Source organism: Halobacteriovorax sp. (assembly GCF_048381875.1).
Lineage (GTDB): Bacteria > Bdellovibrionota > Bacteriovoracia > Bacteriovoracales > Bacteriovoracaceae > Halobacteriovorax_A > Halobacteriovorax_A vibrionivorans.
In genome coordinates this window covers 498,544-523,707 of record NZ_JBLXBP010000001.1, presented here as the reverse complement: position 1 = coordinate 523,707, position 25,164 = coordinate 498,544, and the positions used below count along the sequence as shown (strand labels likewise).

Below are 25,164 nucleotides of genomic sequence, written 5' to 3'. Positions count from 1 at the left end.
TTATCAGGGATCGATAACATGTCATTAAAGTTTGATCAAAAGTTAAAAGAGGCCACTAAATCAGCTTCTGGAAAGAATACAAATCCAAAATCAAAAACAAATTACTTAATTATCTGTGCATTGGCCTTGCTTACGCATGGAGCGTTAATATATAACTGGTTCTTAAATAGAAACCTTCTGAACTTAATTTTTATGGCCTCTGCCATTGCTTTTGCTATCTTGGCAATTATCCCAATGATCAAAGAGTATTATGCAAAAGTAAGAATCCACAATGATAAAGAGTTACTAAGTTTAGAGCTAGAGCGAATCAATGAAGAACTTTCAGAATTAAAAGAAAGTAAGCATTCGCTTCAAATTAAGCTTTCTCAAGAAATCGAAGATTCAAATCGTTTAAAGTCTGATATTGAAAAAATGGAAGCAGATGATCTAGAAGTTATTGCAGCAAGCGATGATATTAACGATCAATTACTTCTCGTTGAAGATACTAGCAAGTCGCTAGATTCTGTTGTTAATTCTTTAATAGATGCTCGCAGAGAGCTTATTGATTTTGAAAAAGAAATGTCTGATAGCTTAAAGCATAAGAAAGATAATGAGCAGACTCAAGAACAGGATGAGATTAAATTTCATGAACTCTTTGATACATTTATGAATGAGTTTAAAGATATGAAAGATCTTATTTTTCATCTTAAGACTTTAAGTTTTAGAGTTGATGTACAAGCTTCACTTAGCAATGATAGCGAATTAACTCAAAGTAGTGTCGAGCTTGAAGGGCTAAGTCGTAATTTGGCCAAGTTCTTCAATAATACCATTGGGCTTCTTTCTAACCTCGAACAAGAAGTAAGATCTGGACAACAGGATCTAACAGATCGTCTCACTAGTTGCTTAGAGCAATTTAATTTAGAATTAGAGGCCAAGCAAGATCTAAGCTCTCAGTTGATGGACTTGAAAGAACAGCTAGATAGTGTGAATGAAATTTCTTGTGATAAATTAGATCTTGTAAGAGAGATTCTAGTTGACTCTGTCGTTATTGCTGAAGATGATCTCGATGATCCAAATATTGATGCTGATAGTGAGGAAAGCTCTGTAATTACAGATACTAAAGCCTCTACGGGCCTTGTTTCAAGCTCTCAGGACCCTTTAGTTGAAACAGCTTCATTAATTCAATAAACCGCCAAAATACTCAAATTTAATTTTTACTTAAATTCTACCGATACTCTATTTAGCTTTAATAAAGTTAAGAGGGTATTGGGGAATTTATGGCAGCAGAAGACTTTGATAATCAAGAAGGTGGCGGAGCAAAGGTTCACCAGTTTGGTGGTACCCACGGCCATAATGATCTCTCTCATCTTTCTCTCTATTATAAGCAGCCAATTAAATCATTGCTTGGACGAACGGGAATCGTAATTTTAAGCTTCTTTGCAATTGGCCTAATCTTAAGCTTTGCAACTCTTTTTTTGAGTTATACAAGTTTTGGACGTGAGTTTCTTCAAGGTCTAGTTTTTTACATCTTTTAAAATTAGTTTGGCAATCTTTTTAGGGATAGGCATTATTGATAGGCGAGAGCCTTTCTTAACTAGTGGCATCTCATCATATCGTTTATCAGCTTTCATCTCTTTTAAGCTGAGTTGTTTTTCAAACTTTTCTTCAAACTTTATATCAACGAGAAACCATCGCGGTTCTTCTTTTGTTGCCTTAGGGTCATAGTATTTTGAATTTTTATCAAATTGAGTTTTGTCAGGATGTGACTCTTTTACAACTTCTGCTATTCCAACAATCGCTGGCTCTTTACAACTTGAGTGATAAAAAAAGACCTTATCTCCCATCTTGATTTCATCGCGCATGAAGTTTCGTGCTTGATAATTTCTTACCCCATCCCAAGATTCAGTTTGCTTGGGCCTTTTGGCAAGGTCATCAATTGAGAAAGCATCAGGTTCACTTTTAAAGAGCCAGTATTGCATGACGATTCCTTATTATGGATTTTGTATTAGTCCTTCAAGATTCTTCTTCATAAAAGTAGGAAGATAGAATGCAGCTTGATGAAGCCCCTCATTATAATAAGAAAATTCTAGGCCACTTGCTGCCACAGCTTCTTTTCTAAAGTCATTGATTGGGTGGGTGTCACCTTTTGTTGCAAATGTAAATGACCAAAGCCCACCTGGATAAGTTAGGTTAGAGAAATTATAGATAAATGTATTCTTGAAAATATCATTTAAAACACCAAGCATGCTCTTTTGAATCTCTGCTTCAAACCAAGGAGATTCTCCTTGAGAGACAACGATACCGTTATCAGCAAGGCACTTGTTAACATTTGTGTAGAACTCTGGTCCAAATAGTGGAGCTGCAGGCCCGATTGGATCTGTTGAGTCGATGATAATGACATCAAATTTCTCATTCGTAGCTTGGAACTCCTGGACAAATTTAACACCGTCACCGATGATAAGATCTAATTTAGGATGACCTTTTAAAACTTCGGCCGTTTGTGGAATGAATTCCATACAAGCTTCGCAAACAGCACCATCGATTTCTACCATCGTACACTTTTCAACTGAAGAGTGACGTAGAACTTCACGAGCTGTACCACCGTCACCACCACCAATTACAAGAACATTCTTTGGATTTGGATGAACAAATAATGGAACGTGAGCAATCATATCGTGATAAGCGATTTCATCTCTTTCTGTTACCATAACTAGGCCGTCGTTAAGAAGCATCTTTCCATGCCCCTTTGTTTCTACAACGTCTACAGTTTGAAATTCAGTCTTCTTAGAGTAGAGAACATTTTCTACTTTATATCTCATTGCGTAAAAATCTTTATATCTTTCTTCGATCCATAGATTGCTATACATGGTAACTCCTATTCATTTAAAGTAATTTATAAGGCTTTAGGCGATTTGGGCGTACTTTATAAAAGTGTGAAAAGTACATTATATAGCCACATTTTAGATAGCTTTCAACTTGGGTTTTAGCTATATAATCTTCTTTCTTTAGATTTAATCCACAGCTTCCATCTTGATTTGGACAGAACTCGATAAAGTCATATGAAATTGGCTCCATTGCTTCGATTAGAACATCTGCAATTTCTTTCATATTGATATCAGTCTCAAAACTAATATATGGGCACTCTTCCTGAGGTGTAATATGACATGTGAAATAATTATCATCTTTGATGGCATTTAAAGAGTAGCCGTATGGATTAAATACGAAATCATCCAATTCAAAACCAGGTAAGATCTTATCAAGTTTTAAAAGTTGGCGAATTTCATCTTTTGTCACACTCTCATTAGTTAGAATTTCTCTCGCTTTACATGAGATTTCATACATAAGTAACTCATGAGTGTGATCATCTGCACTCGGTGCATATTCTTGATCGAGAAAATAGATGAAGTTATGATGATCATCTATATTTCCGAAGCGTAGCGCTTGTCCTGAGAATTTATTTTCTAATAGCTTCACATCATCTGCAAAAGTTGAGTGTTGCATATGAGAGAAGTACTCATTCTTTCTTTGAAAAATTAATTGTTTGATTACATCTTTACCAAAGCGATCTGTGAAGAAGTCGATGGCCTTGATTAAGGTTGTTTGTCCACATGTGATTATCAGCATGCGATCTTTCCAAACAAAAAGCGAGGATTCAGATAAGAGAAATGCTTTTATATTTTCATTATTAATAGTGGATAAAATTGTTGCTTGTGCTTTTTCGACTAATTGAGACCAAAAGTCGTCTGAGATATCCAATAGATTTAAGTTAGGCCCAACAATTATTTCGGCCTTCTTTTCAGAACCTTCAAAAATCATTTACTCTTCCTGTCACTCTTGCAAGTGCTTAAAATTACGATCTTTTTTTAAGCATCATCATACGCAAAAGCTTAAGTCTAGGCAAGTAGTAAGGAGTTGATTTTCGTGTAACGTATAGAAATTATAGCCAATTTTTGTGGGCATTTACCTAAAGTTTAAAGCAAATTTACCGATATGTTCACAGTATAGTTTAATGAGGGGATTAACATGCTCGCTAGTTTTTCAGAATTTAAGTTTTTTCAATCGTTTCGTATTCCAGTTGAGGAAGCCGATAATCTAAGGTTTTTGATACAAAAAGAAGACGACATGGGGAGGCTTTCTTATATCGATGATGCAAAGCTTGTGGACATTTCAGTTACAGGATTCGGTTTTAAAACACATGAAAGAATCTCTGTTGGAACTGAGTTGGAAGTTTCTCTACAATTCAAAAAACGTCACCTTGATCTAACTGGTCGAGTTGTTCGTGCATTTTCAAATGTTTTAGAAGACGAAGAAATTATATATGGAGTTGAACTTGATGTTGAAAAAGGAATTAATAAATTCCTTGAAAGTTACATTATGAGTTTCTCTTCAGAAAGATTAAAAGACTGTCTTATTCAGTCAGCACTTAAGGAGCGATATACAGACCCTAATGAAGGGTTTGAAATGTTTTCTCTACTTCTTTCATTATTTAAAGATATTACACATTTTGGAGATAAAGAAGGATTCCTTGATACAATGCTTGAAGAGGTTATTCGTATCCTAAATGCTCAACGTTCTTCTATCTTTCTAATTAATCCAGATACAAACGAATTAGAAGCAGTTGCTGCTCTAGGTTTGGATAAGACAGGATTAAAGTTTGATTATCGTCTTGGTATTGCTGGATCTGTTTTTACAACAGGTGTGGCCTTAAATATTTGTACTGAAAGTGATGACTCTCGTTTTAATAATGCATTTGATGAAAAGAATGGATTTGAAACGAAATCGATTATTTGTTATCCGATTCATAATCGTGAAGATAAGATAATTGGTGTAATTGAAGTTATCAATAAAAGAAATGAAGATCGATTTACTATAGAAGATGAAAAGACAATGAAAGTTCTTGCTCTTGTTTTCTCTTCAGTATTTCATAGTTTTAATCCAATTTCGACGACTTCTAAAATTCGCCGCTTCTCAGCGCCTTATGATCGTCAATTTGCAATCATTGGTAACACGCCAGGTGTAAAATCAATGAGAAACTCTATTTCAAAACTTAAAGACCTCGATAGTCCTGTACTGATCACTGGTGAAAAAGGAGTTGGTAAAAATCTTTTTGCCACTGTTCTTCACTATGAAGGTAAGCGTGGGCTACATGATATTACAACAGTTGATTGTAAGCTAAAAGATCTCAATAGGCTTGAAGCAATGCTTTTTGGCCCTAATGAAGAAGAATGTGTTTTTACTAGCACTCAAGGTGGAACTGTTGTTCTAAGCCATATTGAGCACTTGTCATTTGAGTGGCAAGAAAGACTATTTCAACTTATCGAAAAGAAAGGCCTAGAAGGTGGAATCGTAAGTTTTGATTGTCGTATTATGGCCACATCAATTAAAGATCTTGCCATAATGACAGATGAAGGAAAGTTCTATCGTGATCTGTTTGAATATATCTCACAGGCCCAGATTAATTTAGATCCACTTCGTCGTCGTGAAGAAGATATTGAAATGCTTGTTGAATATTTCTTAAAAGTTGAATGTAAACGACAAGGACTTCTATTAAAGAGCTTCTCTAAAAAAGTAATGGATCAAATCAAACAATATGATTGGCCAGGAAATGTTTATGAGCTAAAGAAATGTATCGAAAGAGCTGTTCTTTATCATCCAAAATCTCATATCATATCTGATATTGAAATTAATGATGGTGTTGCGCCTCTAGTTGATATTTCAATGAAGCAAAAGCAATTTGGTCAAATTGATCATGTGACAGACTTCACACTTCCTCTAAAAGAGCGTTTAGCTCTTGTTGAGAGACAAATGATTTTAGAGGAGATTAAGCGTAATTTTGGTAATAAATCAAAAGCTGCTAAGGAGATGGGAATTTCTCGTGAGGCATTACGTAAGAAGTTAATTTATTCTCAAGAGGTTCTTGATTCTCTTGAAGGAAATGAAAAGAAAGCTGCTTAATAAAAGCATAAAAAATATCAAGGCCTCATACGAGGCCTTTTTTATTATAAATTAATTATTGGTGTCCATTCTAGCCATTCTTCCTGCGCTTTCTTATGAACTTGAAAATATTGTTTCTTGCGCATTGAAAACTTCTCTGGGGTTGCAAATTCGACTCCACCAGAAAGAATACTTTCAATTGATTGGGTACTTATTTTTGCACCTGAAAATAGGCCAAACTCTACATCGACACCACTTGTATTCCAAAACTTTGTTTCTTCCTTTACCAGCTTGTGATAAGGAGAGTTGATAAAGATTTCTGTTATAACATTCTTTGCTCGTGTATTAAGTCTAACATCTGTTATAACACCTACTTGAACGCCTCTATAGTAAACTCCCTGGCCTTTTGCTAATGAATTTCTTCTTGAACTAAATAGGTTTAAATGGGTTCCGTATTTATTGTGAACTTCTTTTAATGGAGCTTGGGCAAGAGCTGTAAAGGTTCCTGCAGGCTTTGATTTCTTAAAATTATAACGACTGATATCAACTGCGATATAGTTGCCAGTTATTGCATCAAGATTATCAATTCCTTTAAGAGAGATTTTTGGTTTAACTTCCCAAAACTTCGCACCTTTAACAATAATATTCTCAAATTCTTTCTTTATCGTCGCTTCTACTAAGAGTTGGGCCTTATTGCGATCAACTTCTGAACCTGTAACAACTCCGATATTAATATTTCTAAACTTAATTGGAGTCTTCTCTTTTGCTACCGCACTTCCTAGAGGAAATATTACTTTTATTTTTTTTCCTGGGACAGTATGAGCATAGCTAGGGTAGAGAGTATATTTCTTTTCAAAGTTAGTAGTTACTTTCTGATTATTCTTATTCTCTTCTGATTCATGATTAACAAATGCAATTCCGCCTTTGATGATTGAAATAAGTGAGTCTGATTGAACCTTTACTCCTGCTAGAGAGGCATCTAATTCAAAGCCGCTAACATTGTAAAAACGAGATGTTGTTAGAAGTAGGTTGCGATAATTTTCTTCAATAAAGATCGTAACTTCAACACCATTGCCATCCATATCGAGATCAAAGTTTGTAACCTCTCCAACTTGTACCTTATTAAAATAAATAGGTGAGCCAATTGAAACTGAGTCTAGTTTTTTACTGTGAAGTTTTACATAAAGGCCGTCTTTTCTTAGACCTCTTGGTGGCTCTTCAAAAGCGTTGAATACTTTTACGGCCTTTCCCTTCACTGGAAACATATTGATAAATTTTCCACTTATAATGGTACTTAGCCCTGAGATACCAGATAGATTTACTGTCGGACTTACAAGCCAAAACTTTGTATCTTTAGATAGATAGTTTTTCATTTGTGGAGACATCTCAATATGGACAGCAACACTTGAGAGGTCCTTATTTAATTCAGTATCTTTTACTCTACCGACAATCGTACCTTTGTAGATAACAGTGGTCTTTCCTGGCGTGATACCATCTGCATTTCTAAAGTTTATAGTGATATATGAGCCACGGGCCATAATGCTAGTATATAAAAGCCAAAGTCCAATCGATACAGCAGCAACAGGAAAGAACCATATAGGATTAATTCCTCTTTTGTTTTCTACTTTAGGCGTGGCATTACTCATACTTTTCCTTATCATCCCAGATTAACCTAGTGTCGACTTCATTTGACGCTAGTATGGTCAATATAACAACTGCAGTGAAATATAAGACTGCAGGCTCAGCTCTTATCTCTGATATAAACTCAACCTTGACGAGAATAACTAATAGGGCAATAACGAAAATATCTAACATGGACCATTTACCGACAACATGTACGACTCGATAAAGTCTTGTGAGCATTAGTTTTTTCTTTTCATTTAAGGTGTTTATATTATCTATGATATACCAAAGTGAAACTATTTTAAATATTGGAACAATTATACTAGCTGCAAAAACAATCATGGCAATGGGATACATTTTCAGATTGATCAGATTGACGACACCTCCAACAATTGTACGAGGGATACCATGGTTGAATTTTAAAACCGTCATAATTGGTAGGATATTAGCTGGGATATATAATGCAATTGCTGCAATTAAATAGGCCTTACAGCGTGAGATACCTTCATAATTTCGAAGTTTGATGGGAGTTCCACAGCGCTGGCAGGTGAGTATTGAATTTACTTTATAGCACTTTGGACAAAGGGCCTTTTGATGATCAATTCCTCTCATATAGCTTCTTCCATAACTCATCATAGTGAGTAACTGATTGTAGTAAGATATTATTAACCATTAATAGGATAAGGCTTAGTGTTCCAATAGTGAGCTCTACTTCAGAACGATCAACCATTTTAGCAACCGTTACAATGATTCCCATAAAATAGACATCAATCATAGACCATTCGTGTGAGGCCCTTAGAAATCTGATGAAAGTTCTTCCAAGGTGATGATTGATAAATTGGTTTTTAAAGACAACAGTTAAGTATGCAACGAGGCGAAAGAGGGGAATTAAGATTGCAAAGAGTACAACACTAATTGCTATTGGCCAATACGCTTTAGTTGTAAAAGCAAATATCGATTCGTAAGTTGAAGTTTCAAGGTTTGCTCCGGCCATCCTTATTTTCAATACTGGTAGGAAGATTGCTGGATAAAAAAGTAGTAGTCCTGAAATCGTTAAGACTTTCACCATCGTTATGGTGCTGTCTCCATTATAAAGAATTTCTCCACAGCGATGGCATTTTGCCCTTTGTCGCTTATTGATCATTTCAAATAGATAGATTTCATCACATTCTGGGCAAAGTAGAAGCTTTGAATTATCCTTCAAAGTTTCTTCATCAATTTGACTTTGATAAATGTTTTCGTAATTGTTGCCCATACTACTATTAGGCCATAAGTTATGGATTTTTTTTAGAGAGCAAAATGGTGCATTCTTAAAATTTGTTAAAAATTAAAAGACTTTATGATCGTGTATTAGGCTTCCATCTTGAAAATGGCGACAATGTCCGTCGGCCCTTAATTCGATATAGCCGTGGATAATCTTCGGTTTTTCTTGGCCATCGTCAGCGTTCTTCATTGATTCGTCTACGCTAGCTGAACTGAATGCTTGGGCCGTCTTAAGTGCTTGAGTATTTGTGTCGTATAGATTTGAAATTGATAGGGAGTCATAGTAACCAAGAGTTCTCTTAACTTCTGTTGAACCAAGTTGTGGGTACATGATTGATTGAACTGTTGATGAGGTTGTATGTTTAAGTCCTAAGAGGTGGCCTAGTTCATGTAAGATGACAGAAGGAAGGTCGTAGTAAGTCGTTGACTCCTGAGTTCTGGCCTTATCAAATGAGAAATAATAATCACGGAAATTTACAATAATATCACCATGAACCATTCTTAAGTGATCTGTTCGTTGTTCTGCAAAATATGAAGTGATTGCCAAAACACCATAACCAATACTTGAAAACCAATTCTCTGTTACATAAATTCCGATTTCTCCGTCGTAATAGTCATCTAGGTCAGTATATGGGTCTGCTCCAGCGGCTTGGCCGTGGTCAAGAACAAAGTATTCTCTTGCATCATCAGCATCATTCCATGCCTTTTGCATCTCCTGCATTAAATCGTAATCATCATAGAGGCCATCATCAGCGGCCGCTAATGGAAGATCATCTGATGATCCATCAATTGCATTTAAACTGCTAAAATCTGCATGAACTTTTACTGTTAAAGGAAGTGCACTTTCACGCCATTTTAAAGGCAGGGCCGTAATAGAAACTTTCTCTGGCTCTTCGACACACGATAGAGTCAGCAGAATCACCAAAACTGATAATATGGTTCTATTAATTTTCATCCCAAAAATACCTTGAAAATACATATACAGGTACAAAGTTGAGCTTAAAGCTCGACTATGACGTGCTTTGCACCATTTTATACGATATCGGTATTTAAGATTTTAAATTTAGAAAAAATAAAGAAACGGGGACTGTAAGCCCCCGTTATTATATAGATATTATTGAATTAGTTAATAAGTCGCCTAATTGGTATTATTTTTGCGACTTCTCATAATCGGCCAAAAATTGTGCCAGTCCTTTATCTGTTAAAGGGTGGTTAAAAAGTGACTTGATTACTTTATATGGCATCGTTGCAACGTCTGCACCTACCATCGAGCAGTGTTTTACATGGTCTGCGTGACGTACAGATGCTGCTAGAACTTCTGTATCAAAACCGTAAACATCATACATATGACGGATCTCTTGAATAAGAGTCATGCCATCTGCACCGATATCATCGAGACGGCCGATGAATGGAGAGATGTAAGTAGCACCATTTTTTGCTGCTAGTAATGCTTGGTTTGAGCTGAAACAAAGTGTTACGTTCGTTTTAATATCATTGTCACTAAACCACTTACAAGCAGCGATTCCAGCTTCTGTCAGTGGAAGTTTAATAACGACATTCTCGTGAATCTTTGCAAGTTCACTACCTTCTTTGATCATCCCTTCAGTATCTGTTGCAATAACTTCTGCTGAAATTGGTCCATCAACGATTTCGCAAATGTCTTTGATTACTTCTTCTTGAGTACGCCCAGTTTTGGCAATAATTGATGGGTTAGTCGTAACTCCGTCAATTAGGCCCCATTTTACTGCTTCTTTGATTTCTTCAATATCACCTGTATCGATAAAAAATTGCATTCTATTCTCCTAATAAATTTTCTAAAAATTTATCATGACCACAGGTAATGGACAAGTTTTCTCCCCCTATTGTCTGCTTAGATTTGCGTTATAATGAACGTATGAGAAGATTTTTTCTATTCATTTCATTGAGCTTAATAACGCTGGTCTCTGTTGCAAATAGTGATGGCTTTATTATTAAAAGAGATGAGGTTAGAAATAAAGATATCAAAAATGATTATGATGCCTACGATAATTATATCAAGGATCATGGTTATGATACTTTCTACGATCCTAGCATTGATTATTCAAAATTCTCTGGCCGAGTTACAGATAAGGACCCATCAAGTACTGTGTTTAAAATTCAAGTCGAATCAAAGAATGTTAAGTTCTTGAAGCCTTCTGATATTGTTTACTTCAATGTGGCGCGACGTATGGATGAAGATAAGTGCAAGGGCCACGTCAGAAATAGTGAAGATATGTATATTACAATCTACGCAAAAGACCTTGAGAATTGTTGGGGGCAAAACTCGACTTTAAGACGAGGAACAATTCTTGTTTTTGAAAGTGATAAGCTAGCATTGAGAATTAAGGAAGCTTCTCGTTACCGTTTAACATTGTTGGCGAAAAAAAGAGATTTCACATTTCAATTAAATGAAGTGAATAAATTTGTCTGGGGCTTTTCACAGAAACAAGTTGAGGTCGCTGCAGAATACGATAAGCAGATTCTTGAGTTACAACGAAAAAAAGACGAGGCCTTAAATTTACTTCTTTCTAAGAAGAACGATCAGGTCAGACTACAATCTCAGCTAATCTATAGTTTGGATAAATTAGATAAAGATCTCGACTTCTATCGTATTGAAAAAGATGAGCTTTATACAGATCGTTGGCACCTCGATAAGGATACCGGCCTTCCTGTTTATGATAGGCCAGTTCCAATTAAGCAGCCTTAAATCAATTTATCTTCATTAAGTGCCAATTCAATAAATTGTTGATTATAGAAATGTGAGTCCATATGCTCTTTATAAAGTTTTAAAGAGTATGCTGGCGAGACACCAAGCCATTCCTTTATGGTTGTATCATTAACCCCGTCGTGGAGCCAGGTAAAGACACAGGCCTGTCTTAAAGTCTTTGGGGTTATTTCAATCATAAGTCTAGAGCGCCAGTCTTCAAAGAGTAGCTCCATCCCACGTGCAGATAGCCCACCTGATAGAATCTTATGAGCGTTAGCATTAAAAAGTAAGTGGTCAAAAGAGACACCTTGGGCCTTTTTAACCTTCTCTAATAGCTCAACATATTCATAGAAAATACGGCCAAAGATACTTGGAAATGTGACGGTATAGGGGTCTCTTTTCTCATGTGTAATAATGGCCTTGATTTCATCGCGAAATGAGAAGCTTGCAACTTTTATTTTAGATAGTTCTGAGACCTTAAGGCCTCCTAGATAAACGGTTGCAAAAATGATTCCATTTCTCTTGGCCTTAAGTTTTTCAAGATCACTTTGTGCATTTCTTTGATCATTGAGTAATGTGTGCCAAAGACTTTTAATATGTGAAAACGAAGCTGGCCTTGGTATATCTAGGAATTTTGGAGAAGTTGGTATTTTTCGTACTGGATTGACGTTAAAGACACCTTCTTCTACTAGGTGATCAAAGAATATTCTTAGGGTCTGGACACGGCGTCTTCGTGAATTATCTGACTTATATTTTTCTTCTAAATACTTTCCGTATTCTTGAATCTCTGGAATTGAATATTTTTCAATATCCGTTTGTTTCTTATGTTCTGTTACATATTGATTAAAGCAAGCAAGGTCAGTGCGATAGTTTTTCAGGGTATTATTTGAACGGCCCTTGGCCGCTATTTTCTTGAAAAATGCATCTTGCCACTTATCTAATTTCTTTTTATTGACTTCTGTTAGTTCCATAAACCACCCTAAGGACTTGTAACTACGTATATTACTGTAAGAGATTTTAACGAACCTGTTATTCTTTCACAAGTAGTAATCTTGCACTTGCAAATGATGGGCAGAAGCATTATAAATCGTTTAACAATTTAATATTAGGTGATTACATGCTTGAGACGACCTCACTCAACCCACAAGGGAAGAGTCCTACATTTGCACACGCATTTTATAGGCTAACTATTGCAGATTTTAAGCAATTAGGTGCTGGTAATGGCGTGTCTAAGCATGAAGTCACAGATCTATTTTTTGATCAATCCAATATTCAATCAATTTTCTTAGATAAATTCGACCTAAAATTTAATGACAACTCTCTTGTCATGAGGGCCTTTACTCATAGTTCATATGTTCATGAGGCCAAACTAGAGTTTAAAAGTTATGAGCGACTAGAGTTCTATGGGGACTCTGTTCTTGGCTCATATGTGACAAAGAACCTCTTTTTAAATTTTGAAGATATGAATGAAGGGCAACTTTCAAAATTAAGAAGTGCACTTGTAAATGAAGATAGCCTAAGCTCATTAACTGACTTTTTAGGACTTTCTCAATTTCTAATCGTTGGAAAAGGTGAATTAGACCAAGAAGTAAATAAAGGGATTCGTTGTGACCTTTTTGAATCAATTCTTGGGGCAATCGCTATTGATCAAGGAAATGATAAAGCAAACTCTTATCTCGACCAGGTTATTGCGACTTATGAAAAGGAAAGTGGAGAGGTCTTCTTTAATGCTCAAAAACTTGTGGATTTTGATCCAAAGACAAAGTTACAAGAGGAGACATTGGCACGATTTAAATGTCTACCTGAGTACCGCACAAAGGCCTTAAATAAAGGTCAAGAGTTTGAAATCGAACTTTATATAAATGGAGAGTTAATATCGAAATTAATCTCCAATAGTAAAAAAATAGGAACAAAAGAAATCGCAAAAGAATGTTTAAAAAATAATCTATTAGACAAAATTAAATAAGGACAACGGAGAAAATTATGTTATTGACTGATCAACACCCAGACAACAAATCCATTATGGCAGCAATCGTTGGTGCACCAAATGTAGGAAAGAGTTCACTTGTAAATTACTTACTAGGAATGGACCTTTCAATTGTAACGAGTAAACCACAAACAACACGTAATAAGTTTCACGCAGTTTTCACAGTTGATCATACTGAGGTTGTTCTAGTCGATACTCCAGGTCTACACACCTCAAGCCAGGAGCTTAACAAGCGTATTAATCAACAGGCCGTTGAAGGTGTTGATGGTGTTGATGTTAACTTACTTCTAATTGATCTAACAAAAGATATTCTTGAGCAAATCAAGGCCTTCAAAGATTTCATTGGTGGAAAAGAGAAAGAGTTATCGAAAACATGGCTTGTTTTCACTAAGTCAGATCGTGTTGAAAATGCAGAAAATATGCCACTAGATAAGGTATTTGAACAAGCAAAAGAAGTTATTCCAGCTCTTGAGCAGTACTTTGTTATCTCAACTAAGTCCGGAGATAATGTACACCTTTTAACAGCAGCTCTTTGTGATAATGCTCAGCCAGGTTCACACTTATACCTTGATGGTGCTATCTCGAATAAGAACCAAAGATTCTTTGCTACTGAGTATATTCGTGAGCAGGCATTTGACCTTTTAAAGGATGAGCTACCATATGAGATGGCCGTCATTATTGATGAATATAAAGATTTTAAAGATAAGACAGGTGCTTTTACTTCTCACATCTCAGCTTCAATTCTTGTTAATCGTCCATCACAGCGAGCTATCGTTGTTGGTTCTAAAGGTTCGATGATCAAAGAGATTGGAACACGTGCTCGTAAGAAGATTGCAGCAATGACTGATGGTAAGGTTCACTTAAACCTACACGTGAAAGTATCACCAAAGTGGTTTAAGAATAACTTTGTTCTAGAAGAACTAGGACTTCCACGTGCAATTAACTCTGCCCGTGTATGGAAACAAAAATAATTATAAATAATAAACTTAAATAGGATTTTGAAATGCAAAAGCGTTCAATGATTATTTCATTAATTGGTAGGCCAAACGTTGGGAAAAGTTCCATCTTTAACCGCCTAATGAAAAAACAACATAAGGCCATTACTCACGATATGCCAGGTGTAACACGTGATCGCCACTATGGAATTACATCTTTTAATGATAAAGATGAAGACCGTCCATTAGATGCGATTCTTGTTGATACTGGTGGATTCTATCCAACTCAAGTTGATGAGAGTGGAAAGAATGATCAAGAAGTTAATGCAAATAAGTTCTTCAATATTATGACAGATCATGCTCATCAAGCGATTGAAGAATCTGATCTTGTTCTCTTTGTTGTCGATGTAAGAGAAGGTGTTCTTCCTTTTGATAAGACCATTGCTAATTATATTAGAAAGCAAAAGAAGAAGATGTGGCTTGTTGTTAACAAGTACGATTCTGAGTCTCAAAGTGGAGATGAGTATAGCTTCTATGAACTTGGTGTAAATGATGACGAAATGTTTGTTACTTCTGCCGCTCACGGTAGGGGAATGGAGACATTGCGTGAGAATATTCATGAGGAGATGATGCGTTTTGATGACTCTGCTGATGTTATGAATATTACAGCTCTTCAAAAAGGAGTAACTCCACGTGAGAATGTTGTGGCAAAACTTGCACTAATTGGTGCACCTAATGCTGGTAAATCAACTCTACTAAATCAACTTCTTGGAAGTGAACGTGCGCTAGTTTCTGATATTGCTGGAACTACAGTTGATCCAATTGATGGATACTTTGATATCTACCTTGGAGATGATGCTAGAAAGCTTGATCAAGCAAAAGAGCATTTTAAAAATGATAACCTTCTTCAGTCTCAATATGAAGACTTTAAAAAGAATAATCCTGATCTCTATAACGAACTTGTTTCATCTTATGATGTTGAAGAAGAATTAGATACTGATAGCTATGAGCTTGAAGGTCTTGAGGATGTAATGCTCGAACAAGATGAGCAGCTGGATGAAACATCTGCTAATCGTATGGAAGCACAAGTTTTCGGTGAAGAAACTACTGGTGAAGAAGTCGAGCAAGAATTAGTAGAAGATGAGCAAGAAGTTTCTGAAGGAAGCTTCTGGCGCTCAATACACATCGTAGATACTGCAGGGATTAGAAAGCAAAAGAAAATTGATGACTTTGTTGAGTCGCAATCAGTTTATCGCTCACTAAGAAGTATTGCTGATAGTGATATTTGTATCTATATGATTGATGCAACAAAGGGTGTTTCACACCAAGATAAGCGTCTTCTTGATATCGCTATTGAAAAAGGTGCTTCTGTTATTGTTTGTCTAAATAAAGTTGATCTGATGGGTGATAAGTTTAGAGATCAAGAGTCTCGTAAAGAATGGCTTCTTGATATTCGCGATAAACTTCCATGGCTTAATTATTGCGATATTATTCCAATCTCAGCAAAGCATAAGAGAGGTCTTAAGCGTCTTAAAAAGATTCTTACAAAAACGATTTTCATTAGAAGACAAAATATCGCAACAGGTGCGCTTAACCGTTTCGTATTTGAGCTTATTGAAAGACATCCTATTATCCTCAAAGGTTCTCGTGGTAAGAGATTCCGTGTTAAATACGCTTCTCAAATTAAAGCGAATCCACCAACGTTCTTATTTTACACAAATAAGTCACGTGGAATTCCTGAAAACTACCGACGCTACCTTAAAAACGGTTTAAGAGGGGCCTTCCCGCTTGATAATACGCCGATTCACCTGATCTTTAGAACAGGGACAGATCTTCAAAAGCGTATGAAAAAAGTTTCAAAATAAAATAGATATTAGCCAATGACCTCTTGAATATAAGCAAAGAGGTCAGAGGCTATACTTCCTCGTATTCCTCTTGTATTTTCCCTTAATAAGTCACTGGCCTTGCCATGTATCCAAGTACCAAGACAAGCTGCTTCAGTTAAGCTCAGGCCTTGGCCTAGAAAGCTTCCGATAATTCCTGCTAGAATATCTCCTGTCCCGGCCATTGCTAAGATGGAATTTCCTGTATCGTTTTCATAGATATCTTGATCATTTGCGATAAGAGAATGGTCTCCTTTTAAGACAACGCATTCACTTATTTGTAGAAGGTTTTTAGCTGCTTCTTTTTTATCTTTTCTAATTTCTTCACTCGTACAGTTTAGAAGACGTGCGGCTTCGCCAAAATGAGGGGTGATTATTGTATTTTGATATCTTTGCTTTTCACTTCTTTGACATAGGTTCCAAAGAGCGTCAGCATCTAAAACTTTTGGTACCGTGAAATCTTCAATCATTGAACATATATGATTTGCCCATTCGTCTCTTCCAAGGCCAGGGCCAATAACGATAGCATCTGCTTTTTCTAAGATTGGTCTGGCCTGATTGATTCCAGAAGTTTGTGTGTTAAAACCTCGCACCATTAGCTCAGCTCTTGTTGAAACAATTGAAGAAACATTCTCTTGCCTTGTAAGGACTGTAACTAAACCTGATCCTGAACGTAGAGCTGCTTCGGCACAGAGTTTGACTGCTCCTGCATAACCGACATTCCCACCGATAATTACAACGTGACCAAAACTGTACTTATTTGATTCTTTTGTGAAAGGTGGAAGCTTTTGTAAAAGTTTTTTTGAATCAATTTTTTTCATAATATGATCTTAGTATTTAATGAAAAAAAAAGCTCCCTTGTGGGAGCTTAAGATTATGCTTTAACTGAATATTTACCACCATTAGAGAAAAAGAGTCCGATGTATATAATTGCATACATTATGGCCTTTTCTTTTCCAGAGAATGGATCGCTTGCGTGAACGACAAAAGCCGCTACAAGCATAGTAATTGCTGAAATTGCAGCAAACCATCTCGTTTTAAATCCGATGATAATAAAAATCTGGCAAAACACTTCTGCAAATACTGTTGCAGAAAGAGCAAAAGGTGAACCAAGTCCAATTGGATCTGGGAATTTTGTCATTAGAGTACTAAAACCTGCAAGCTTTCCCCAACCATGCCCAAGTAGCATCGCTAGTCCAACTGTGATTCTAAGCCATAACCAACCTAAATCTGAGTTTAAACGATTCATAAATACATCCTTTTATTTTATGCAAATTAAGTTTGCGCTTTGCGATCATCATCGAGCTAAAGCTCTCTGAGATTATTGTTTTTACCAATTCCAAACATAATTAACTGTTAGTGAGTAAGCGAATCCTGATAAATCAGGCACGCCAGGTCCTCCATCCTTAGATGCGTATTTTATCGTACGCACATCTTGTAGAGCAACAGTGTGAAGAAGTGCTTCAATATTCACATATGATTCTTTTATTTTTATTGGAAATTCAAGACCGCCACCTAATGCAACACCTGCGCCTCCAAAGCTGTCTTCTTTTTTTTCACCTACAGTTTCAATTTTTTCTTGTTCATACCAATATTCAAATCTTGCAGTTATATAAGGATTTGAATAAGTTATGGCCGTACCAAGGTTTGAAGTGTCGATATAGTAACGGTATCCAAAGTACATGCGAAGCATTGAAATATCGATTGATGCTGCACTACTGATTCCTTGAGTCGGCTTTGTTAAACTTATATTGTGCTTAGAATATGCAAAACCAATATTCCATGCCGATTGAAAGTCTGAGAAGTATTGAACTGTTAGGTTGAAAGTAGGAGGAAGATCCTCATACATCTTTCCACGATTGCCATCCCAAGTTGTGTAACCAATACCCATTGAGAATGAAAAGAAGCGTCCGTATTTGTAGTAACGTTCATCTTCATAGATTTGTTGTTCTTGTAGGTCTTCATTAAAATCTGAGAAAATATCGCCACCGATATTTAAGTCATCATCTGCACCGATCATCCCATCTTGTGCTTTTGTAAATTGCGGAGACACAATTGCAAAAAAGAAGACAAGAATGAAGGCCATGTATTTAGATATATGCATTCAATAATTCCAATTTAAAGATAAAAGTGAATACCTGCATTTAAGAAGTTTTCACCCATTGTCGTAACTTCAAAGTCATCCAGATTTTTGAAGCGTACGCCAAATTCAACGCTAAAGCCTAGGCTGTCAATTCCTTGTAGAGAAAACTCTGCTCCAAGTCCCACATCGCCTTGAAATCCTGATTCGCTATCTTGGCCAGGTACTTTTTGGTTGATCAATGTCGCGGCGCCAACTGTATAGAATGTGAGATAGGGTTCATCAAAGATATTACGGTAAAGTCGAATTCCTCCGTGCCATCCTCCGTCGTCAGCAGTGTTTACTCCAAAAATTGCTCCATATGAGAAAGTCGAGCTTCTTTGGACCTTGATTGACAGAGAAGGAATAGAGTCAGAGATAGTATTTGAAAAACCAACTCCTAATCTTCCTACTCTTTCAATGGCAAAAGAGTTAAGTGAAATAAATAAGGTAATTATTAAAAATGAAATCCTTTTCATGGTGCGTAATAATCCTTTATGAAATTAATTAATTTAATTCTAACAATACTCATGTATTTTTGACAACTTTCAATGTTATTTATTAAAATGATAAAAATTTTTAACTAGAGGGTAATGGATGACAACACAAGTAGCGCCAAATGAAGGCCTAAATTCTGAATTAAATTCAACTGAGCTTGGTGCTTTTATCGCTAAGAATAAGGCATTGGTTATTGGATTAATCTTACTTATTATCGGTGCGACTGCAGGTTACGGTATTTTTTCATATGTTAAAAACCAACAAAATGAGAAAGCTGCCCAAACTCTTTATAGCTTTGAAACTGGAAGTTTAGAGAAGTTTAAAAAAGGTGAGATCGACTCTGCCGCAATGGTTTCTGAACTAAAAACTATTCTTGGTGAGTTTGGTGATAGCTCTGCTGCTATTTCAACAACTTTATTGGCCGTAGATCACTTAACGAATAAAGGTCAAAATCAAGAAGCTTTTGAAATTATTAGTCTAATAAGCGCATCTAATTCATTACAATCATATTTTATCAATGTTCGAAAGGCAGTGATACAGCAAGATTTAAAAGACTACGATGGAGCAATTGCGACACTTAAAGAACTTAAAAGTAATGATCGTGCACTATCAATGGGTCGAATTGAACTTGAACTTGGACGTAGCTACCTTGCAAAAGGTGACACTGCTTCGGCCAAAGGACACTTTGAAAGAGTCCTTACTCTAACAACTGAAAATGTATATAAGTCGCTAGCTAAATATCACTTAAATACAATCAAATAAGCGGAATTTATGAAGTTATATCGTAATATTTTAGTGGTCATAACAATGGCCACTTTGCTTGCCTCTTGTTCAAGCATAAAAAAAGTAACAAGTAAGTTAGAAGGCAAGAAGCTTGAGGTGGACCCTCTAACTCTTACTTGGACTAAGAATCTAGAGCCAAGTTACGAGTCTGGAAATCTTCCGATTTCATTATCTTCACCACTAATTGCTGATGGAATTCTCTATGCTGCTGATGGCCGTGGTAATTTTAATGCTTATAATGTTGAAAATGGCCGCCTAATTTGGACGCACAAGATTAAAGGGCAAATGACAAGTGCTCCAATTATTTTTGAAAATCTATTAATCTTTGGTGATGATACTGGAAGAGTTTATGCAAGAGACCTCAATAAGGGCGAGCTCGCTTATGAGTTTGACCTAGATGGTGGAATCGATTCAACTCCTGTTACATCAAACGGTCGATTATTCATTCATACTCGAAATCATAAATTATTTAGTATTGATGTTTATACTGGTCGCGTTATTTGGTCGTACAAGAGATCTGTTCCATACTATTCAACAGTGCAACGCGCTTCAACACCATTAATACTTGATGGACGCTTATACGCAGGTTTTGCTGATGGATACTTTGTCTGCTTCTCTCTTGAAGAAGGTCAAGTACTTTGGGAAAGAAGGCTAAGCCCTGGGCAGAAATTTGTTGATGTTGATATGCGACCTGTCATTTTTAATGAAAAGATCCTTGTTGGCTCAGTTGATGATCGTACAGAAGTGATCGTGCCGAAGTCTGGTGTTCTTTTTAAAAAATTGAACTTCCGTACAAACCGCGCAGGCCTAGAAATTGGTAACGGCCAAAATATGGTCTTTGGTAGCGTTAATGGTGAACTCATTTATATTGATAAACAATTTCAAGAATATAAGAGAGTGAAGCTTTCAGATGAAGCAGTGTCGTCTCTCGCTCCTTGGAAGGGTGGCGTTGTTGTCACAACAGTTGGTAAAACTGCTTTTTTCATCGACTCTAATGGAATGATCAAACAAGAGTTTGACTTAGGTTCTGCCTACTCGGCCGTATTTGGTCACATGAGCTATGACGATGAGTTTCTAGCTTTTATTTCATCACGTTATCGTCTTTATACTTTCAGATAAAACCTAAAATTCCCTTGTGTGTGTCTTTTCGACAATGATATTATGACGTTGAAATTACACACACGGGATTGTTATTTTAGGGGAGAGTATGGATTTAACATTCAAAGCAAATGGTATTTTAAGTCGTGGAAAAGGTTTAACTTTTGATGACGTTTTATTAATTCCTAGGTATTCAGAGATTTCTTCTCGAAGACACACGAATTTAAAAACAAAAATTACTAAGAACCATTCAATTGATATTCCAATTATTGCTGCAAATATGGATACAGTTACAGGACCAGAGATGGCAATGGAGATGGGACGTCTCGGTGGCGTTGGTATTCTTCATCGTTTCATGTCTCCAGAGCAACAAGTTGAAGATGTAAAAGCAATTCAAAAATATTTCAAAGAACATTCTATCTCTCTTCCTATCGCAGCTTCAGTTGGTGTTAAGGATGAGGGAAAAAAGAGAGCAGACCTACTTGCTGAATTAGGAGTAGAAATTCTAACTGTTGATATCGCTCATGGTGATTCAATTATGATGATGGAAGTTCTCGAGTATATTAAGAAAAATTATCCATCAATTGATGTTATTGCAGGTAATGTTGCAACACCAGATGGTGTAAAGCGTATGATTGATAAAGGTGCTGATGCTGTTAAAGTTGGTATCGGTCCTGGAAGTATGTGTACAACACGTATCATTACAGGTCATGGAGTTCCACAATTAACAGCTGTTGCAATGTGTGTTGCAGAAGCACAGAAAGCAGGGATCCCTGTTATCGCAGATGGTGGACTTAAGAACTCTGGTGACATGGTAAAAGCATTATGTGCTGGAGCTAATTCATGTATGGCCGGATCACTTCTCTCAGGAGCATTAGAAACTCCAGGTGAAGTTAAGGGTGGAATGAAAGAATATCGTGGAATGGCTTCAAAGGCCGCTCAAGTTTCTTGGCGTGGGGAGCTTCCAAAAGGTATGGCCGCAGAAGGTGTTGATACAATGATTCCTTGTAAAGGGCCAGTTGAGAATATTATCAACGAACTTACAGGTGGTATTCGCTCAGGGATGACTTATCTTGGAGTTGATCAACTTGATCAAATGAGTGAAGCCGGATTATTTATGGAAATGTCATCTTCTGGTATGGCAGAGAGTAAACCACACGGAAAACAATAAAAGGCCGCTCTATGCAAACTGATATCCTAGATGACTTATTAAGTTATCCTAAGATCGTAAAACGCATCAGTGATAGTAAAGATCCTGAAGCGACTAGGAAGAAAGTAATTGCAAACTTTAAAGAAATGCGTGCAATTAACTCACCTTCATATATGAAGTCGATGGAAAAGTTCTTTGATGCTACTTTACCAAGACTTTATGATGGTATCAGTTACAAAGAAAATGACACTGATCTTCGAGCTTTGCTTGAAAAAGACAGTGTCGTTCTCGTTCCAAATCACCAATCACATGCCGATTATATTGCTATTAATTATAAATTCTTCAAAGAATACAAACGTATGCTCTATGTTGCAGGTGGTGATAACTTAAATATATTCCCAATTGGTAAAATATTTAGAAAGTCTGGATGCTTCTTTATTAGAAGAAGCTTTCAAAACGACATTCTCTATAAATTTACAATGGAAGCCTACCTCTTTGCCCTATTAAAAAGGAAAGAGCCCATTGAATTCTTCTTTGAAGGTGGGCGTACTCGCTCTGGAAAACTTAGGCCACCAAAATACGGCCTATACCAAATGCTACTAGAGGCACATTCACATCTTCCAAATGCAAAAGAGAGAGGATTAGCATTTGTTCCTGTAAGTATTGCTCATGAGTATGTTCCAGAGCAAAAAGCACTGGCAAAAGAGATGATGGGTGGAAAGAAGAAGAAAGAGTCGACAGGACAACTCTTTGGCCTTCTAAAGCTTATGGCCTATCAATTTGGTAAAATCCATATCAATCTTGGTAAGCCTCAATATGCATATAAATTAGATGATCCAGATGAGAATAAGAAGCATGTAAGAGACCTTGCATTTAAATGTTTTAGAAGTGTTGGTGATCAAATGGTTATCACGCCGACTAACTTACTTGTTCTAATTCTTCTTGATGAGCCAACAGGTGCTCTTAAGTGGACAGATATCATATTAAAAGCTCAGGCAATTTTAGAATATTGTAAGTCATATAATATTCCTTTTACTGATGGTCTAAAAGACTCTCTATTAGAAGACTCTATTGGCCGTGCAATGGACATCCTTATTGGCAATAATAAGGTTGATGTTATTGGGCAAAAAGAAGTTGGATCTTCTCTATTTTATTCAATTAAGAAGGACTCAAGAGGAGAGCTTCTCTTTTTCAAAAATACAATAGTTCATCACTTCATTATACCTTGGACCATATCTCTTGCTTGGTTTAATGTTTTTAGTGGTGAGATAGAAAATGCCGATTGTTTAAAACAATTCTTCATCAAGCAAAGAAGCTTATTAAAGATGGAGTTTTATTTACCAACTGTAAAACAATACTATTCAAAGACTCTTAAGATACTAAGTAATGTTGTGGGAAGAGATATTGCTAATTTAAACGAGGCCATTGAGTTCACTAATAAAGACCTCTATGAAGTCGCTTCCAAATTAAGTATCTTTGCTCGCTCTCTTACTTATATAAACGAAGCATACTTTGTGTCGGCCCTGACGTTAGAAAGTTTTCAAAAGAATAATGTCTCTTTTAAAACGGCGGATTATATGAAGCGATTTGCGGATGTTTATAGTGCAGAAATTCAAACTCAAAGAGTCATCCGTTTTCCAGAAAGCCAAAATGTTGAATTAATGAAAACTGCTCTGCAGTATTTTGAGCAAGTCGGTGTTTTAGGTTACGAAGACAATTCTTACTACGTAGCAGATAGAGATAAACTCGCTGATTTTATCGAGTCTACTGAGAAGATTCTATTAGACCAACTCAAACTTAATTTTAAAGTGGTATAACTAAAAGGCTGCATTTGAAGACAGAATTACTATCAAGAGAAAGTGCAATAAAAAAAGTTTTACTAATAACTTTTTTCTTAAATATCACAGTCGCTCTAATTAAGCTCTTTGCCGGTATTCAATTTGATTTTCTTTCTCTTAGATCTTCTGGGATTGAGTCTCTTTTTGATGGCTCTTCAAATATCTTAGGTTTAATCACGATAGCAATCGCTGCAAAGCCAAGTGATCGTAGACATAATTACGGCCATTATAAATTTGAAAACCTTGGAGCACTAATTATTGCTCTAATGTTATTTGGTTCTTCAATTAAATTAGGTATTGATTATCACGACTTCGTTTTTTCTGGGGAGCAGGCCAGAGGTTTATTTGGGGCCATCCCAATATTATCAATACTCATCTCAATTGCGGTAAGTGCATTTGTATCAAGTTATGAAGGTCGAAAAGGGCGAGAGTTAAATTCTAAGATTTTAATTGCAGATAGCGGGCACACGTTTGGTGATATGGTCATTAGTATTGGTGTTCTTATCTCAATAGTTTGTGCTAAGTTTGAAATCTTTATCGTCGATTATATTGTTGGTGGACTTATTATCTTCTACCTCTTTTATCTAGCGATTCAAATTACATTAGATAATTTAAATGATCTTCTCGATGTATCACCAGTTATTAAGGTTCGTTATCTAAAAGCATTAGAGGATATGCAATATGTCCGTGATATACATGAGTTTAGAGCGCGTGGAAATACGACATGGATGCAAATAGACTTTCATCTTCTACTTGATCCTAAGCTCTCATTAACAAAGGCCCATGAAATTTCACATGAGGTTGAAGATCGCTTAAGATCACTACTTAAGGATTATTGTCGCGATATTGATATTTTAATCCATATTGAACCAGATGATGAGACTCACGAGGACTAAATGGATTTAGGTAAAGATAAAAATATTAGAAAAATTGGAAATATTCGATTGGTTCACGGGGCCACTCATAAAGAATTAGGCCGCATTTTCTCTGAAGCGGCCCATTTAATGTCTGAAATTGTCCATGGTAATCTTATTCATTTCAAATACGATGAACTCTATCTTCTCGTTAGTAGGGATGAAGAGCAGGACTTAGAATATATTGTAGGGATTCCTATTATAGGTAATATACAGAATAAGAATCTTATAACTAAGGATCTAAATTCTGGAGATATTGAAAGTGTAGAGATTGGCCTAGAAAAGTTAAGAGAATATAAGAAGATTTCTGAGTTATTTAATGATTTAGGTATAGATGAGGACTATTTTTTACGAATATCTTCACATGAAGGGGATTATCAGGTTTTTTATGAGAAATATCTCCTTCATTAATGTATACTCGAGGAATATTTTTTG

General features: G+C 36.1%; 26 protein-coding genes. 13 read left to right on the top strand and 13 right to left on the bottom strand.

The window, feature by feature from the left end; translation table 11 throughout:
• Window positions 1–18 precede the first annotated feature (18 nt).
• Window positions 19–1,167, top strand: coding sequence for a hypothetical protein (locus ACN5L8_RS02410; protein ID WP_419172201.1), 1,149 nt, complete (start codon window positions 19–21; stop codon window positions 1,165–1,167).
• Window positions 1,168–1,256: 89 nt separating this feature from the next.
• Complete coding sequence (locus ACN5L8_RS02405) at window positions 1,257–1,514, top strand: hypothetical protein (protein ID WP_419172200.1); 258 nt, start codon at window positions 1,257–1,259, stop codon at window positions 1,512–1,514.
• On the opposite strand, the gene ACN5L8_RS02400 is transcribed toward ACN5L8_RS02405, so the two are convergent.
• From ACN5L8_RS02400 to ACN5L8_RS02390, 3 genes are read right to left on the bottom strand one after another with little or no spacing between them, the layout of a single operon-like run.
• A complete protein-coding gene (locus tag ACN5L8_RS02400; RefSeq protein ID WP_419172199.1) occupies window positions 1,494–1,958 on the bottom strand; it encodes an EVE domain-containing protein in 465 nt (154 codons plus the stop codon). The two genes, ACN5L8_RS02405 and ACN5L8_RS02400, sit on opposite strands and share 21 nt — an antisense overlap.
• Window positions 1,959–1,970: 12 nt before the next feature.
• On the bottom strand, window positions 1,971–2,846 hold the full coding sequence (gene speE / locus ACN5L8_RS02395; protein ID WP_419172198.1) for a polyamine aminopropyltransferase: 876 nt from the start codon (window positions 2,844–2,846) through the stop codon (window positions 1,971–1,973).
• Window positions 2,847–2,862: 16 nt separating this feature from the next.
• On the bottom strand, window positions 2,863–3,795 hold the full coding sequence (locus ACN5L8_RS02390) for an adenosylmethionine decarboxylase (protein ID WP_115363045.1): 933 nt from the start codon (window positions 3,793–3,795) through the stop codon (window positions 2,863–2,865).
• 207 nt (window positions 3,796–4,002) lie between these two features.
• On the opposite strand from ACN5L8_RS02390, the gene ACN5L8_RS02385 reads away from it, so the two are divergent.
• Window positions 4,003–5,934, top strand: coding sequence for a sigma 54-interacting transcriptional regulator (locus ACN5L8_RS02385; RefSeq protein WP_419172197.1), 1,932 nt, complete (start codon window positions 4,003–4,005; stop codon window positions 5,932–5,934).
• Between the two features lie 44 nt (window positions 5,935–5,978).
• Here the strand turns inward: ACN5L8_RS02385 and ACN5L8_RS02380 are convergent, their stop codons facing one another.
• The 5 genes from ACN5L8_RS02380 to fsa form a co-directional block, all read right to left on the bottom strand.
• Window positions 5,979–7,559 carry an intermembrane transport protein PqiB gene (locus tag ACN5L8_RS02380; protein ID WP_158536903.1) on the bottom strand — a complete coding sequence of 527 codons (1,581 nt, stop codon included), beginning with the start codon at window positions 7,557–7,559 and terminating at the stop codon, window positions 5,979–5,981.
• Window positions 7,552–8,148, bottom strand: a complete 597-nt coding sequence (locus ACN5L8_RS02375; protein ID WP_158536902.1) for a paraquat-inducible protein A — start codon at window positions 8,146–8,148, stop codon at window positions 7,552–7,554. The genes ACN5L8_RS02380 and ACN5L8_RS02375 overlap by 8 nt, the downstream gene beginning before the upstream one ends.
• Window positions 8,135–8,791, bottom strand: coding sequence for a paraquat-inducible protein A (locus ACN5L8_RS02370; protein WP_419172196.1), 657 nt, complete (start codon window positions 8,789–8,791; stop codon window positions 8,135–8,137). Before ACN5L8_RS02370 ends, ACN5L8_RS02375 begins: the two co-directional genes overlap by 14 nt.
• Before the next feature lie 72 nt (window positions 8,792–8,863).
• Window positions 8,864–9,754, bottom strand: coding sequence for a matrixin family metalloprotease (locus ACN5L8_RS02365; protein WP_158536901.1), 891 nt, complete (start codon window positions 9,752–9,754; stop codon window positions 8,864–8,866).
• A gap of 193 nt (window positions 9,755–9,947) precedes the next feature.
• Window positions 9,948–10,592 carry a fructose-6-phosphate aldolase gene (gene fsa, locus ACN5L8_RS02360; RefSeq protein WP_115363034.1) on the bottom strand — a complete coding sequence of 215 codons (645 nt, stop codon included), beginning with the start codon at window positions 10,590–10,592 and terminating at the stop codon, window positions 9,948–9,950.
• Window positions 10,593–10,693: 101 nt separating this feature from the next.
• Between fsa and ACN5L8_RS02355 the strand changes: the two genes are divergently transcribed.
• Window positions 10,694–11,524 carry a hypothetical protein gene (locus ACN5L8_RS02355; RefSeq protein ID WP_120404916.1) on the top strand — a complete coding sequence of 277 codons (831 nt, stop codon included), beginning with the start codon at window positions 10,694–10,696 and terminating at the stop codon, window positions 11,522–11,524.
• Here ACN5L8_RS02355 and ACN5L8_RS02350 read toward each other — a convergent pair.
• The gene (locus tag ACN5L8_RS02350; protein WP_419172195.1) at window positions 11,521–12,495 is read right to left on the bottom strand and encodes a tyrosine-type recombinase/integrase; all 975 of its coding nucleotides are present in this window, start codon (window positions 12,493–12,495) and stop codon (window positions 11,521–11,523) included. The two genes, ACN5L8_RS02355 and ACN5L8_RS02350, sit on opposite strands and share 4 nt — an antisense overlap.
• 146 nt (window positions 12,496–12,641) lie before the next feature.
• Between ACN5L8_RS02350 and rnc the strand changes: the two genes are divergently transcribed.
• From rnc to ACN5L8_RS02335, 3 genes are read left to right on the top strand one after another with little or no spacing between them, the layout of a single operon-like run.
• Window positions 12,642–13,490, top strand: coding sequence for a ribonuclease III (gene rnc / locus ACN5L8_RS02345; protein ID WP_419172194.1), 849 nt, complete (start codon window positions 12,642–12,644; stop codon window positions 13,488–13,490).
• A 17-nt stretch (window positions 13,491–13,507) separates the two neighbouring features.
• A complete protein-coding gene (era, locus tag ACN5L8_RS02340; RefSeq protein ID WP_115363026.1) occupies window positions 13,508–14,482 on the top strand; it encodes a GTPase Era in 975 nt (324 codons plus the stop codon).
• A 32-nt stretch (window positions 14,483–14,514) separates the two neighbouring features.
• The gene (locus tag ACN5L8_RS02335; protein ID WP_419172193.1) at window positions 14,515–16,311 is read left to right on the top strand and encodes a GTPase; all 1,797 of its coding nucleotides are present in this window, start codon (window positions 14,515–14,517) and stop codon (window positions 16,309–16,311) included.
• 8 nt (window positions 16,312–16,319) lie between these two features.
• Here ACN5L8_RS02335 and ACN5L8_RS02330 read toward each other — a convergent pair whose 3' ends face one another.
• The 4 genes from ACN5L8_RS02330 to ACN5L8_RS02315 all read right to left on the bottom strand — a co-directional run bounded on the left by ACN5L8_RS02330 (window position 16,320) and on the right by ACN5L8_RS02315 (window position 18,927).
• The gene (locus ACN5L8_RS02330) at window positions 16,320–17,150 is read right to left on the bottom strand and encodes an NAD(P)H-hydrate dehydratase (protein ID WP_419172192.1); all 831 of its coding nucleotides are present in this window, start codon (window positions 17,148–17,150) and stop codon (window positions 16,320–16,322) included.
• Window positions 17,151–17,203: 53 nt separating this feature from the next.
• Entirely contained in the window at window positions 17,204–17,578 is a 375-nt protein-coding gene (locus ACN5L8_RS02325; protein ID WP_115363021.1) for a DoxX family protein, read from the bottom strand.
• Window positions 17,579–17,659: 81 nt separating this feature from the next.
• On the bottom strand, window positions 17,660–18,433 hold the full coding sequence (locus tag ACN5L8_RS02320) for a hypothetical protein (RefSeq protein ID WP_419168419.1): 774 nt from the start codon (window positions 18,431–18,433) through the stop codon (window positions 17,660–17,662).
• A gap of 14 nt (window positions 18,434–18,447) precedes the next feature.
• Window positions 18,448–18,927, bottom strand: coding sequence for a hypothetical protein (locus ACN5L8_RS02315; RefSeq protein WP_115363017.1), 480 nt, complete (start codon window positions 18,925–18,927; stop codon window positions 18,448–18,450).
• Window positions 18,928–19,045: 118 nt separating this feature from the next.
• Between ACN5L8_RS02315 and ACN5L8_RS02310 the strand changes: the two genes are divergently transcribed.
• The 6 genes from ACN5L8_RS02310 (at window position 19,046) to ACN5L8_RS02285 (ending at window position 25,140) form a co-directional block, all read left to right on the top strand.
• The gene (locus ACN5L8_RS02310; protein WP_115363015.1) at window positions 19,046–19,708 is read left to right on the top strand and encodes a tetratricopeptide repeat protein; all 663 of its coding nucleotides are present in this window, start codon (window positions 19,046–19,048) and stop codon (window positions 19,706–19,708) included.
• 9 nt (window positions 19,709–19,717) lie between these two features.
• Window positions 19,718–20,848, top strand: a complete 1,131-nt coding sequence (locus ACN5L8_RS02305) for a PQQ-binding-like beta-propeller repeat protein (protein WP_419172191.1) — start codon at window positions 19,718–19,720, stop codon at window positions 20,846–20,848.
• Between the two features lie 88 nt (window positions 20,849–20,936).
• Window positions 20,937–21,998, top strand: coding sequence for an IMP dehydrogenase (locus ACN5L8_RS02300; RefSeq protein WP_334678456.1), 1,062 nt, complete (start codon window positions 20,937–20,939; stop codon window positions 21,996–21,998).
• 11 nt (window positions 21,999–22,009) lie between these two features.
• Window positions 22,010–23,794 (top strand): 1-acyl-sn-glycerol-3-phosphate acyltransferase, encoded by a 1,785-nt coding sequence (locus tag ACN5L8_RS02295; protein WP_419172190.1) that lies wholly within the window; start codon window positions 22,010–22,012, stop codon window positions 23,792–23,794.
• Window positions 23,795–23,808: 14 nt separating this feature from the next.
• Window positions 23,809–24,711, top strand: a complete 903-nt coding sequence (locus ACN5L8_RS02290) for a cation diffusion facilitator family transporter (RefSeq protein ID WP_419172189.1) — start codon at window positions 23,809–23,811, stop codon at window positions 24,709–24,711.
• Window positions 24,712–25,140, top strand: a complete 429-nt coding sequence (locus ACN5L8_RS02285) for a hypothetical protein (protein ID WP_115363004.1) — start codon at window positions 24,712–24,714, stop codon at window positions 25,138–25,140.
• Window positions 25,141–25,164 lie beyond the last annotated feature (24 nt).